The sequence below is a fragment of the Pedobacter miscanthi genome, assembly GCF_032678605.1.
GTDB classification, from domain to species: Bacteria; Bacteroidota; Bacteroidia; order Sphingobacteriales; family Sphingobacteriaceae; genus Pedobacter; species Pedobacter miscanthi_A.
In genome coordinates this window covers 41338-54143 of record NZ_JAVTSU010000030.1, presented here as the reverse complement: position 1 = coordinate 54143, position 12806 = coordinate 41338, and the positions used below count along the sequence as shown (strand labels likewise).

The 12806-nt window shown below is 38.3% G+C and carries 13 protein-coding genes; 9 read left to right on the top strand and 4 right to left on the bottom strand.

The genetic code is table 11. From position 1 onward, the window contains the following. Positions 1–466: 466 nt before the first annotated feature. The 3 genes from R2R28_RS27495 to fucP form a co-directional block, all read right to left on the bottom strand. A complete protein-coding gene (locus tag R2R28_RS27495) occupies positions 467–1249 on the bottom strand; it encodes an SDR family oxidoreductase (RefSeq protein WP_316828870.1) in 783 nt (260 codons plus the stop codon). Between the two features lie 172 nt (positions 1250–1421). Next, positions 1422–3059, bottom strand: a complete 1638-nt coding sequence (locus R2R28_RS27490; protein WP_316828869.1) for an altronate dehydratase family protein — start codon at positions 3057–3059, stop codon at positions 1422–1424. Positions 3060–3215: 156 nt separating this feature from the next. After that, a complete protein-coding gene (gene fucP, locus R2R28_RS27485) occupies positions 3216–4529 on the bottom strand; it encodes an L-fucose:H+ symporter permease (protein WP_316828868.1) in 1314 nt (437 codons plus the stop codon). A 328-nt stretch (positions 4530–4857) separates the two neighbouring features. Between fucP and R2R28_RS27480 the strand changes: the two genes are divergently transcribed. Then, complete coding sequence (locus R2R28_RS27480) at positions 4858–5727, top strand: AraC family transcriptional regulator (RefSeq protein ID WP_316828867.1); 870 nt, start codon at positions 4858–4860, stop codon at positions 5725–5727. A 389-nt stretch (positions 5728–6116) separates the two neighbouring features. Here R2R28_RS27480 and R2R28_RS27475 read toward each other — a convergent pair whose 3' ends face one another. Then, positions 6117–7076 carry a GlxA family transcriptional regulator gene (locus R2R28_RS27475; protein WP_316828866.1) on the bottom strand — a complete coding sequence of 320 codons (960 nt, stop codon included), beginning with the start codon at positions 7074–7076 and terminating at the stop codon, positions 6117–6119. 132 nt (positions 7077–7208) lie between these two features. Here R2R28_RS27475 and R2R28_RS27470 point away from each other — a divergent pair, with 132 nt between their 5' ends. From R2R28_RS27470 to R2R28_RS27435, 8 genes are all read left to right on the top strand, one after another. Next, on the top strand, positions 7209–7703 hold the full coding sequence (locus R2R28_RS27470) for a DinB family protein (protein ID WP_316828865.1): 495 nt from the start codon (positions 7209–7211) through the stop codon (positions 7701–7703). A 3-nt stretch (positions 7704–7706) separates the two neighbouring features. Beyond that, positions 7707–8213, top strand: a complete 507-nt coding sequence (locus R2R28_RS27465) for a DinB family protein (protein WP_316828864.1) — start codon at positions 7707–7709, stop codon at positions 8211–8213. 14 nt (positions 8214–8227) lie between these two features. Further along, positions 8228–8647, top strand: coding sequence for a hypothetical protein (locus R2R28_RS27460; RefSeq protein WP_316828863.1), 420 nt, complete (start codon positions 8228–8230; stop codon positions 8645–8647). Positions 8648–8726: 79 nt separating this feature from the next. Further along, positions 8727–9143 carry a VOC family protein gene (locus R2R28_RS27455; RefSeq protein ID WP_316828862.1) on the top strand — a complete coding sequence of 139 codons (417 nt, stop codon included), beginning with the start codon at positions 8727–8729 and terminating at the stop codon, positions 9141–9143. 663 nt (positions 9144–9806) lie between these two features. After that, positions 9807–10187 carry a DoxX family membrane protein gene (locus R2R28_RS27450; RefSeq protein WP_316828861.1) on the top strand — a complete coding sequence of 127 codons (381 nt, stop codon included), beginning with the start codon at positions 9807–9809 and terminating at the stop codon, positions 10185–10187. Between the two features lie 101 nt (positions 10188–10288). After that, positions 10289–10720, top strand: a complete 432-nt coding sequence (locus R2R28_RS27445; protein WP_316828860.1) for a DUF2147 domain-containing protein — start codon at positions 10289–10291, stop codon at positions 10718–10720. Between the two features lie 6 nt (positions 10721–10726). After that, positions 10727–11746, top strand: coding sequence for a VPS10 domain-containing protein (locus R2R28_RS27440; RefSeq protein WP_316828859.1), 1020 nt, complete (start codon positions 10727–10729; stop codon positions 11744–11746). A 142-nt stretch (positions 11747–11888) separates the two neighbouring features. Next, positions 11889–12704 carry a TerC family protein gene (locus tag R2R28_RS27435; RefSeq protein WP_316828858.1) on the top strand — a complete coding sequence of 272 codons (816 nt, stop codon included), beginning with the start codon at positions 11889–11891 and terminating at the stop codon, positions 12702–12704. The last annotated feature ends 102 nt before the right edge of the window (positions 12705–12806 follow it).

The following is a 12806-nucleotide window of genomic DNA, read 5'->3' as shown; positions in this document are numbered from 1 at the left end:
GTTTAATGACAGTGCAGAATCGTCATTGCCAGCCCGACTGGCAATCGTAATGCCTTGGTAGGGGTTGCAGGTTGCATTACGATTAGCTTCGCTGAGTACTTCGTGGTTCCCGCCTGCGCGGGAATGACGACCATTCTTTAGAATTTGTCATTGATAGAGGTTAGCATTTTTTAAATACATTGGAGGTTTAATGACAGTGCAGAATCGTCATTGCCAGCCCGACTGGCAATCATAATGCCTTGGTAGGGGTTGCAGGTTGCATTAAGATTAGCTTCGCTGAGCACTTCGTGGTTCCCGCCTGCGCGGGAATGACGCCCGCTGTTATGGATTCTGTTATTGACAGCGATGTTTAGAATGACAGAAGAGGAGGCAAGGATACAGTCCTCCCAATGCCGTGGCCTGTGGCAACACAGACCAATTTATGGTTTTTTTCTCGGTCTGTGAGCACACAGACCGAGGAGGTGGGTTACAATAAAGCCCTATCTAAATGCACATAACCGCCATCTACATGGATTAGTTGGCCGGTAGTGTGGCTCGATTTATCCGATAATAAAAACACGGCGGTATTGGCGATCTCATCTACAGTAGTCATTCGGTTTTCGAAAGGGATTTTATCGGTAATGCTTTTTAGTTTCTCATCCCTGTTATCGAAAGAGCTAATCCATTTTTCGTATAACGGTGTCCAGGCTTCAGCTACAATAATGGCATTAACGCGGATGCTGTATGGCAATAATTCTACCGCCCATTCGCGGGTTAAAGCATTTCTGGCACCATTTGATGCGGCATAACCAGATGTTCCGCCCTGTCCGGTTTCGGCTGTTTTACTACCGATATTCAAGATTGAACCTCTACTCTCTTTCAACGCAGGTAAAGCATACTTGGCTAAAAGGTAATAATGCACCACATTTTTATGCAGCGATTCCATAAAAGCTTCGTAGGTACCATTTTCGAGGCCAACGCCATCATTTACACCTGCATTATTTACCAAACCATCTATTCTATTGTATTTTGTAAGAATATCATCTACGATGGTTTTACAACTTTCGGGTGCGGTAAGTTCTGCTGTGAAATAGTCGGCTTTTAAGCCTAAATCTTTTACTTCCTGAAGCATTTTCAGGTTATCTTCCTCATTTCGGCCAATGATGATTGGAAAAGCATTTTCGATGGCCAAAGCTTTAACAATTGCTGCACCGATGCCTTTTGCACCACCACTAACCAATATTATTTTTCCGTCTAAATTTAAATTCATATTCGGTTATGTTTTTGTTTTTATTTAAGCAAAGCGCCAGGCGTCTAGGGCATAGATAGGGACTTTGTCTGTGTAGATTTCTCCATTCCGTTTCACTCCAGTCGAAATGACGGTTTTATTCGAAAACTTTCCATCTCACATCTTCCATTTTACCTCATCCATCTTCCATTACCTAAAGGCTTACCCCCCTTTTCCATGGAATAAAATCATCCTGGTTAAGCTGTACGGCTTTCGGAATTTCTTCTCCGCTGGCTACTTTAATGCAATATTCGAGGATATCTTCGCCCATTTCGTTAATGGTTTTTTCGCCGTTAATTACTGCTCCGGTATCAATGTCGATAATGTCGCTCATGCGTTTGGCCAGAACAGAATTGGTTGCCACTTTAATGGTTGGACATACTGGGTTTCCCGTTGGGGTACCCAAACCTGTGGTAAACAGAATAAGCGTTGCACCGGCAGCTGCTTTACCGGTTGTGGCTTCTACATCGTTTCCTGGTGTGCATACCAGGCTTAAACCCGGTTTAGTAGCAGGTTCGGTATAATCTAGCACATCTACAATAGGAGCAGAGCCCGCTTTACGCGCTGCGCCGGCCGATTTGATTGCATCGGTAATTAAACCATCTTTAATATTGCCCGGCGAAGGGTTCATGTAAAAACCTGAGCCTACTTTATGTGCCAAATCATCGTATTCGGTCATTAAGCGGATAAATTTTTCCGCCGTAGGCTGATCTACCGATCTGTCGATCATTTCCTGCTCCACACCACAAAGCTCAGGGAATTCGGCTAATAATACTTTTGCACCCAATGCCACCAATAAATCTGCACAGTAACCCACAGCCGGATTGGCAGAAATGCCACTAAAACCATCACTGCCTCCACATTTTACGCCTACGCATAACTTGCTTAAAGGGGCTTCTGTACGTTCTTGTTTATTGATGAACATCAGGCCTTCAAAAGTGCTTTTGATTGCATTCTGGATTAGTTGTTCTTCACTTTGTGTTTTTTGCTGTTCGAAAATTAAAAGTGGTTTGTCGAAATCAGGATCAAGTGTTAAAAGATCCCGTTTAAAATCTTCTACCTGTAAATGCTGACAACCAAGACTTAAAACGGTAACACCAGCCACATTAGGGTGATTGGCATAAGCAGCCAGTAATTTGCTTAATGTATCCGAATCCTGACGGGTGCCGCCACAACCGCCGTTATGCGTAAGGAATTTAATCCCGTCAACATTTTTAAAGGTACGGTTGGCTTTATCTGCTTTAGGTTCGAAACTGATATTATCAATACTTTCTCCACTTTCGTAAGCCTGAACGAGCTTGTGCGTGTACGATTTATATTGAGCATCTACCGCATAACCAAGTTCGCTATACAATGATTCTTTTATAATATCGAGATTTCTGTTTTCGCAGAAAACCGTTGGAATAAACAACCAGTAATTGGCGGTACCCACTGCACCATTTTTACGGTGATAGCCATAAAATTTACGGTTGCCATATTGGCTCACATTAGGTGCTTCCCATTTATAATTAACATTGCGGTAGGCAAAGGGTTCAGCAGCGTGTTTGGTGTTCTCTACACTCATGCGCATGCCAGCCTTTACATCAAACTGCACTTTCCCAACCAAAACGCCGTACATAATCACTTCGTCGCCAGCATTCATATCCTGCATAAAAAACTTATGTTTTGCCGGAATTTCATCAACGGTAAAATAGGTATTCGCCTCGTGCACAATTTCGGCCGCAACGGGTAAATCCTGCAGCGCTACCAAAACATTATCAGCATTGTTAATTTTGATGACTAAATTTTTCATCTATATAATAATATGTATTTATTGTAAACCATCACGGGTTAAATCATCCCTTATCGTTAACCACAGATAAAAAGGATGCACACAGATATAAAAATCCGTGTTTATGTGTATGCATCTGTGTTAAAAAATATAACAGATGGTTGTTCATTCATAATGCTATTTTTCTAAACTTATTTCTTTTTCAATATGATTGGGTTTCCAGCCTTTCCAGCCAAAGTAAAATACCACTAAAAAGCAAACGAATGGTACTATATAACCATATTGTATGTGATGTGTAGCATCTGATATCAAGCCCAATACTGGCGGTAAAAACGCGCCACCTACAATCGACATTACAATCAGTGATGAACCCAGTTTGGTATCTTTGCCTAAACCGGCTATGCCTAAAGAGAATATGGTTGGGAACATGATCGACATAAAAAATGCCACGCCAATTAAAGCATAAACCGTAATCATTCCGCTTGCAAAAATAGATACCAGGGTAAGTAGCGCACTGATTAAAGCGTATAACATTAACAATTTGTGTGGAGCGACAAACCTCATGAAAAAGGTGCCTGCAAATCTACCAATCATGAAAGCCAGGCCGGCTGCCCCAGAGTACCAAGCGGCCTGTACCTGAGTAATTCCTGCAGATGAGGTTACAAAACTGATAAATAAACTCAATACACAAACCTGTGCGCCTACATAAAAAAACTGTCCGATAACCGCCCAACGCAAATGGCTGTGGCCCAATACATGTTTGAAAGAGCTTTTTTCATTCGTATTTTCTTCTTCCTTAATATCAGGTAGTTTGGTAAAAATAAACAGGATGGCCACTACAATAATCAGGATACCCAGAATTAAATAAGGCGCTTTTACGGTTGAAGCTTCTTCGAGCATATAAGCCTGCTTTTCTAAAGGCAATAATTTCGCCAACTGGGCATCGGTGTATTTTGCTTCGGTAAAAATCAATTTACCTCCGAGTACAGGTGCTAAAAATGCGGCTAAACCATTAAAAGATTGAGAGAAGTTTAAACGTTGGGTAGCGGTTTCTGGCGTTCCGAGTACGGTAACGTAAGGATTTGCAGCTGTTTCTAAAAAAGTTAAACCACAGGCGATGATAAAAAGTGCCCCGAGGAAAAAGATGTACTGCGCAGTATTGGCTGCGGGTATAAATAACAAACAACCAATGGCAAATAAAACAAGCCCCAATATGATCCCACTTTTGTAACCATATTTCCGCATGATGTAACCCGCGGGAAGTGCCAATAAAAAGTAGGCGATAAAAACGGATGAATCGACCAGGGTAGATTCGAAAACGTTTAGTTGAAACGCTTTGCGTAAATGGGGAATTAAAACCGGATCGAGGTTATGCACAAAACCCCAGAAGAAAAAGAGGCTGGTGACCAGAATTAATGGGAACAGGTATCCATTGCCATTCTTTTTTGGCGTATCGGATGCCCGAAAATTTGTTGTGGTAGTGTGGCTCATATTGGTTTGGTTAGGCTGGTTTTGTTAAAAATAAAAAGACTTAAACTCCGGGCGCCATGGGCACCGATCACTAATGATTGCTCGATATCTGCCGTTTTTTAAAGGTTCTGCGATAAATATACCCTATCCATAACTGGTATCTTTCGATGTAACAAGGAATAAATAATCCCACCTTCATAAATATGTTTTTGGTTAGTTGTTGTATTACAAATTAAGTCCTTAAGTGCTAATAAAAATTTAACTTTATGATCTAATTATTAAATGATATTGGCTCAATTTTATACATTGCGGAATATTACTGCATATTAGATTGATTTTTTAAAATTTTATGAAACCGCATTTACTTAATGTATCTACCAATACGGTAGATTCTTTTAGCGCCCGGAGGGATATTATGCCGGATGTAAACAACCTGTGGCATTACCATTCTGCCTTAGAGCTGATTTATATTAAAAAGGGCCGGGGAACGCAGTTTATTGGCGATAGCATTAAAAATTTTAGTGAAGGAGATGTGGTGCTGCTTGGAAGTAATCTACCTCATTACTGGCGGTTTGACCCCGAATTCTTTGAAAAAAAAGACGCAGAATCAGTTGATGTTTACGCCATTCATTTTAAGGAAGATTTTTTAGGTACCACATTTGTAGATTTGCCTGAAAACCAGGAACTCAAAAAAATGCTGGCACAATCTAAACAGGGAATACAGTTACAGGGAGCTGCAAAAGAGCGGATAGCTAATTTAATGCCCATGATTATTGAAGCAAAGGGTACCATGCGAATTATTAAGCTGTTGGAAGTCCTCACCGAAATTGCCAGTTGTGAAGAAAAAACAACATTGGTTTCGCTTGGATTTAAACCCAACTTCCTGGAAAACGAAAAAGACAGAATCCAGTCGATCTATAATTATACCATCAGTAATTATAAGAAAAAGATAGAACTGAAAGAAATTGCTGCCGTAGCTAAAATAAGTCCAAATTCGTTCTGTAAATTCTTTAAAACTAAAAGCCGGAAAACCTATACACAGTTTCTGAACGAGATCAGGGTAGGGCAGGCTTGTAAACTGCTGATCGAAAATGATTTAACGGTAAAAGAAATCTGTTACGATTGCGGTTTCTATAACTTTACCAGTTTTCATAAATATTTTAGGGAGATAACCGGTAAAACACCACTTAAATATCAGCAGGCTTTTTCGAAGCGATAGCTATACTGTCATTCTGAGGAATAATTTATGGTATAAAATCAATATTAGTGACAGATGGGTAAAAAGGTAAATGGCTTCGTGGTATCGTCATTTCGACCGCAGTGGAGAAATCTTTTAAACTTGATTTTATAATTTGTTACCAAGATTTCTCTTTCAAATGTTCGGGATTACACTCCAGTCGAAATGACGACTTTACTATGGAATCTGTTATTGATAACATAACGAAGAATCTTTTATTTACGAGTACCAGACAGCTTGGCGGATCGGAAAACATACCATTCATTAATAAACCCGCTTTTACTCCAAGAACCACAGGTTTTGCGCTTCAAAACTAATCTTAAAGTTTATTGCTTTAAGGTTCCCAATCAAGTTGGAAATAACGATATCTCCTACCTCGCCTGAAACTTATCCCTATATTGCGTTGGCGTCATCCCGACAGATTTTCTGAATACCTTCCTAAATGCCTTTGGATCGTTATAACCAGAGTTATAAATTACCTCCGTCATCTGCTGTGCCGTTTGCTCCAATAGTTTTTTGGCTGCCTCAATACGGGTTTGCTGCAGGTACTCGATCGGGGTAATGCCGGTTACCTGTTTAAAACGACGTACAATATTCCGTCTGCTTGATGGAATATCTTTAATCATTTCTTCAATGGTAGCCACATCCTGGTAATTATTTTCTATTTTTTCCTGTGCAGAGGCCACCAGGTCATCGTTATGGTAACGGATAGGCTGAAAGGTACTAAAGTACAATTGGTTTACACGATCCATATCGATGGCGAAAACCTTGGCAACTTTAACGGCCATGTCTTTTCCGCAATGGATTTGTAAAAGATGTAATAATAGATGGAAAGTAGAGGTTGCGCCCCCACTGGTAAACAGTTTACCATCTTGCGTTACCGTTTTGTCGGCTTTTAAATGCACCTGTGGAAAAGCAGTGGAGAATGCTGTACAGGCATCAACATGGGTAGTAGCGGCTTTACCATCTAGTAATCCTGATGCGGCCAATAAAAAAGCACCGGTGCAAAAAGTAGCAATTTCTGCCCCATCATGATGTTGTTTGTTTAACCATGGGATATAACTTTTATTAACCGAAATACATTCTTTAATATCATTGGTGGCAAATGACGGAATTAAAATCAAATCGAGACCAATGGCTTTTTGCAAGGATATACAGGGGTGCTCGCTAAAGTTGTAATCCTTATCATCCGCAGTAATTAAACTAATATTAAAAGGAGTTTCTAGCTGATCTTTTCTGTAAAATCCATTTACGGTATCAAAAACGTCTAAAATAGCTGCAACACTTAATAATCTGAAGTTTTGGGGCATTAAAACACCTATTTGTATCATTTGGTTAAAAATTAGCTATCGTAAATATATAAAAATTGTCTGAAATGCCCCTTAATATTGACTTTTACGGCAAGGGTGAGCTTCAATATTAAGCCTTAACTTTATTTAAGTTAACCAATAATAAAAAACAATATGAAAACTACACCAACCAGTAGCAGCATGTACGGACTAATTGTGCTGTACGAAATGCATACCGATTTTTTATTGAGGGCTTTGAATGGGATAGATGAAAAAGATGCCCAAAAAAGACTGGATACTAAGGCGAATCATATCTCCTGGATTACGGGCAGTATAGTGCAGGGCAGGTACTTTCTGGCTAAATCGTTCGGAATTGATCTTCCATCTATTACCGACGAACTTTTTGCCAATAATAAAGGCATTATAGACGATGCGGTTTATCCATCATTGGCCGATTTTATAAAAGATTGGGTAGCAATTTCTCCGCTTTTGCAAGAAGCGTTAACACAGGCTTCGGATGAGAAACTTAAAGAAAAACTCACCATACCCGGAATGGAAATCACGCTTTTCGAAATGATCAGTTTCAGCACCTATCGCGATGCCAATTGCATTGGGCAGATTGCCCTTTGGCGCAGGTTACTAGGCTACCCGGGAATGAATTATATGTAAATTATGGAAAAGGTAATGAAAGAAGCCGACGAAACCTTGTCGGCATTAGAAAATGTTTTCTCCGAATTTGATGCTGCTGAAATAAATAAGGTGCCATTTGAGGGAAGCTGGACGGCTGGTCAGTTGGCCAAACACCTGGTTATGGCAAATTCGGGTTTTTTGCAGATAATCAATGGTCCTGTAACGGACACAGATAAACCAGCTGATTTAATGGTGCAGGAAATTAGAAATGATTTTTTGAATTTCAATGTGAAATACGATTCACCTAAAGAGATTTATCCTGAAGATAGCATTTATGATTATTCTGAATTATTGGAAAATTTAAAACAGATCAGGCTGGGGACTTTAAACGCCGCAACTGGCTTGGATTTAACTAAAACATGTGTTTCTTATGAACTGCCCGGTTATGGTTTTTTAACCCGGTTAGAAGCAATTTATTTTGTGATTTATCACACACAAAGGCATATACATCAATTAAAAAATATTTACAGTGGCTTAAATCCTAATTGATTTTAACTAAATTTATGAGAAACAACAGGCTTGATTTGCTAAATCCTTATATCGGTACATGGAAAACAGAAGGTTTAACCAAATCGGGCGAAGTAATAAAGGGAACTGATAAGTACGAATGGATTGAAGGCAGTTTCTTTTTAACACACAGGGTGGATGTAATGTTCAACGATAAAAAGATCCAATCTTTAGAAATTACACATTACGATGATATGGAGGATGTTTTTAGGTCGCAGTCTTTTAATAACCAGGGAAATATTTCCATTTCTACCCTTAAAATTTACGATGACATCATTTTAATATTTGCTGATACAGAAAGATTTATAGGAAATTTTAAGACGGAAACGATAGTGGGAAAGTGGGAGCAATTTGATGGTAAAAACTGGGTGGAATGGATGGATATTAAGCTGACGAGGATGACCGACAGACTTTAATGAGCACCCAATCAACAATTTTCAATTACCAATGGCCCAATGAACTAATGACGAATTAACTAATAAACTAAATAAAACAATGGCAACACTTAACACGTATTTAAATTTTAACGGTAATACCGAAGAAGCATTCAACTTTTACAAATCGGTTTTTGGAGGTGAGTTTCTGGTCGTTCAACGCTATAAAGATTCGCCTGGCTGCGATGGCATGAGCGTAGGCGATCAGGAGAAACTAATGCATATCGCTTTGCCGGTTGGAGGCAACATACTGATGGGAACTGATATTACCGACCCAATGCCGGCATCTACCTTTGGTACAGGTATTTCGCTTTCGGTTGATGCGCAAAGTGAAGAGGAAGCTAAACAGCTTTTTGATGATTTATCGGCCGGAGGTACAGTAACAATGGCTTTGGAAAAAACATTCTGGAATGCGCTTTTTGGAATGGCTACAGATAAATTCGGGATCCAATGGATGGTGAATTATGATTATAAGTAATTGAGTCCAAAGTTCATAGTCGAACATTACTAAAAGGTGTTTGCTAGTGATAAAAACAAACACGCTAGCTAAAGGTGTAGTATATGTATCTAACATTAAAAATCGATCATTAAGGAGTTAAGAAAATTAAGGTTAGCGATTATTTTAAGCCATGTGGCTATTAACCATGAACCAATAGACCATTAAGGAGTTAAGAAAATTAAGGTTAGCGATTATTTTAAGCCATGTGGCTATTAACGATAAACAATTAGACCATTAAGGAGTTAAGAAAATTAAGGGATAGCGATTATTTTAAGCCATGTGGCTATTAACGATAAACAATTAGACCATTAAGGAGTTAAGAAAATTAAGGTTAGCGATTATTTTAAGCCATGTGGCTATTAACGATAAACAATTAGACCATTAAGGAGTTAAGAAAATTAAGGTTAGCGATTATTTTAAGCCATGTGGCTATTAACTATGAACCAATAGACCATTAAGGAGTTAAGAAAATTAAGGTTAGCAATTATTTTAAGCCATGTGGCTATTAACTATGAACCAATAGGCCATCAACCAGTTAACCCATTAACCAACCTGCAGGTACCAATAAACTAATGGCCAGTGAACCAATGAACTAATAAAAAAAAACATTATTTTTAAAATACAAACTAAAACTTAACCAATATGAAAATTGCAGTAATTGTTGTTCGCGTGCTTTTGGCCGCTATGTATTTATTTGCTTCTGTAAGCTATTTTCTTAATCTAATGCCTAAGGCACCCGAAATGACGGCTGCCCAAACCAGCTTTATGACAGGAGCAATGGCAGCGGTATATCTTTTTCCATTGATCAAAATAACAGAACTGATCGGAGGGGTATTGTTGCTCATCAATCGCACAGCACCTTTAGCAGCCATTATTATTTTTCCGGTTACTTTAAATATCTTCTTGTATACAACGTTTTTAGCGCAACCTAAAGATCTTCCGATGATTGCGGTGATGTTATTATTCAACCTCTTCCTGTTTTATGCCTATAGGACCAAGTATTTACCAATAGTTTCAAAGTAATTTTTCTTTTTATAAAGCTTTTTCATACTTTTTCTCTTTATTTAATGTTTCGATATAAGGTGTAATTCATTATCTTTAAAAACTAACTAGAAATAAAAAATATGAGAAAGCTACCATTTTTAATGCTGCTCTTTGTAGCGGTTTCATTTTCTGCCTTTGCACAAAGTAAAGATGCTATTGTGGGCAAATGGCTTAATCCATCAGGAGAAGGACAAATAGAGATTTATAAAAAAGGTGATAAGTTTTACGGGAAATTAGCATGGATAAAGGAACCTAATATCAACGGAAAACCTAAATTAGATGTAAAAAACCCTGATATAAACCTTCAGAAACGTGCTTTATTGAATCTCGAAATACTGAAAGATTTTGTTTACGATAGCGGTAAATGGACTGATGGAACAATTTATGATCCGAAAAGTGGTAAAACCTATAGCTGTAACATGACCTTAAAAAGTACCGATGTATTAAACATTCGTGGTTATGTAGGAATTTCGCTTTTAGGCAGATCAGAAACTTTTAAACGGGTAAAATAACAATACATGAAAAAATTAATATGGTGCCTTTTATTGGCACCTTTTTTTTGCGCTGCGCAGTCGTACACTGTTAAACCTTTAAATGAAAGTGCTAAAACAAGTTTACGCGGATTAAGTGTGGTATCTGATCAGGTTACCTGGGTAAGCGGCAGTAATGGTTCAGTTGGAAAAACTACCGATGGCGGCGCAACCTGGAAATGGGTAAAACCAAATGGTTATGAAAAAATCGATTTCAGGGATATTGAAGCTTTTGACGATAAACAGGCCATTATTGTAGGGATTGCATCACCTGCTTATATTCTGAAAACAGTTGATGGTGGCGAAACCTGGACAGAACAATATAAAAACATAGATTCGGCCATATTTTTAGATGGCGCTGCTTTTTGGGATAAAAACAAAGGCATCATTTTTGGCGATCCGATTAAGGATAAAATGCAATTGCTTAAAACTGCAGATGCTGGCAAAACATGGCAGGATATTTCTGCTAACCTAAAAACCAGTATGGCCAAAGGCGAGGCGAGTTTTGCTGCCAGTGGTACCACCATTAAAACATTACCAGGTGGTAAAACCTGGATTGCAACCGGTGGAATGGTTTCTAATATCTATTTTTCGCCTGATTATGGTCAAAGCTGGCAGGTATTTAAATGCCCGATTTTGCAAGGTGAAAACAGTACAGGTCCTTTTTCTATTGATTTCTTAAACTCAAAAACAGGAATTGCTGTAGGTGGCAATTATGTAAAGGATAAAGAAAATACAAACAATGTGCTTTTAACAAACGATGGTGGTAAAACCTGGCAAAAACCAAATACACAAGTTTTAGGCTTCCGATCTGGCGTGGCTTATATTGATGCCAAAACAATCATCGCTACAGGTACATCCGGTACAGATATTTCTACCGATGGCGGCCAAAACTGGAAACACATTTCTGATAAAAGTTTTAATGCGGTTCAAAAAGCTAAAAAAGGTAAGGTGGTTATGCTGGCCGGAGAAAAAGGTGCCATTTATCAATTAGATGCTGCACACTAATATTTGATGCTAAATACGTAACAATTTTAACAATTGTCATTCTAACAATAAAAGAATCATATAAATAACGAGGAGAAATGATAAAATTTTGTTTCTTTGTTACGAAAACTAAAACTTTAATTTAAAAAAACACACTCGCTCAATGGATTTTCTGCACACGATTTTAGGTGATGATATACAGGCCGGATTATTGATTATTTTAAACCTGATTGTAATCGAAAGTTTGCTTTCGGTTGATAATGCTGCGGTTTTGGCTACCATGGTAATGGATTTGCCAAAGAGCCAGCGCGAAAAAGCATTAAAATACGGTATTATTGGTGCTTATGTTTTTAGGGGTATTTGTTTATTCCTTGCAGCATGGCTGGTAAAAATCTGGTGGTTAAAACCACTTGGCGGTTTGTACCTGTTGTACCTGGCATTCGATTATTTTAGAAAAAAGAACAGTAAAAATAACGACGACGAAGAGGAAGTTGATAAAAGCAAAAGCTGGATCTATAAATCAACGGTTGGTTTGGTAGGTACTTTTTGGGCAACCGTTGCCCTTGTAGAGGTAATGGATTTAGCCTTCTCTATCGATAACGTTTTTGCAGCAGTTGCCTTTACCGATCACATCTGGTTAATTTATATCGGTGTTTTTATCGGTATTCTGGCTATGCGTTTTGTGGCACAGGCTTTTGTGAAATTAATGGAGAAATTTACCTTTTTAGAAACAGTGGCTTTTATCGTAATCGGTGTTTTAGGTGTTAAACTTACTTCATCATTATTTACCCACTTCTATCCCGAATCGCCAATTTCTCATGCCATTGAAGGCGAAAAAACAGATCTTTTTGTATCTATTTTCACCGTGGCCATTTTTATTATTCCCGTAATAACCTCTTTATTATTCAACTTTCCAAAAAAACATAAAAGCGACATCGTGATCTCGGAAGATGCCGAAGATGTATTGGATAAATCTTAAGTTGTAAGGCTTATCTGTGATAAATCTTACAATCAAACATTCCTGATATTACAATCTAATTTTGTAATATTAGGATTTAATAAAATAGATTAGGAAACAGGC

Bases quoted from the DNA above. Each gene is read 5' to 3' on its own strand.
- R2R28_RS27495 (WP_316828870.1), bottom strand. From the start codon at position 1,249: ATGAATTTAAATTTAGACGGAAAAATAATATTGGTTAGTGGTGGTGCA.
- R2R28_RS27490 (WP_316828869.1), bottom strand. From the start codon at position 3,059: ATGAAAAATTTAGTCATCAAAATTAACAATGCTGATAATGTTTTGGTA.
- fucP (WP_316828868.1), bottom strand. From the start codon at position 4,529: ATGAGCCACACTACCACAACAAATTTTCGGGCATCCGATACGCCAAAA.
- R2R28_RS27480 (WP_316828867.1), top strand. From the start codon at position 4,858: ATGAAACCGCATTTACTTAATGTATCTACCAATACGGTAGATTCTTTT.
- R2R28_RS27475 (WP_316828866.1), bottom strand. From the start codon at position 7,076: ATGATACAAATAGGTGTTTTAATGCCCCAAAACTTCAGATTATTAAGT.
- R2R28_RS27470 (WP_316828865.1), top strand. From the start codon at position 7,209: ATGAAAACTACACCAACCAGTAGCAGCATGTACGGACTAATTGTGCTG.
- R2R28_RS27465 (WP_316828864.1), top strand. From the start codon at position 7,707: ATGGAAAAGGTAATGAAAGAAGCCGACGAAACCTTGTCGGCATTAGAA.
- R2R28_RS27460 (WP_316828863.1), top strand. From the start codon at position 8,228: ATGAGAAACAACAGGCTTGATTTGCTAAATCCTTATATCGGTACATGG.
- R2R28_RS27455 (WP_316828862.1), top strand. From the start codon at position 8,727: ATGGCAACACTTAACACGTATTTAAATTTTAACGGTAATACCGAAGAA.
- R2R28_RS27450 (WP_316828861.1), top strand. From the start codon at position 9,807: ATGAAAATTGCAGTAATTGTTGTTCGCGTGCTTTTGGCCGCTATGTAT.
- R2R28_RS27445 (WP_316828860.1), top strand. From the start codon at position 10,289: ATGAGAAAGCTACCATTTTTAATGCTGCTCTTTGTAGCGGTTTCATTT.
- R2R28_RS27440 (WP_316828859.1), top strand. From the start codon at position 10,727: ATGAAAAAATTAATATGGTGCCTTTTATTGGCACCTTTTTTTTGCGCT.
- R2R28_RS27435 (WP_316828858.1), top strand. From the start codon at position 11,889: ATGGATTTTCTGCACACGATTTTAGGTGATGATATACAGGCCGGATTA.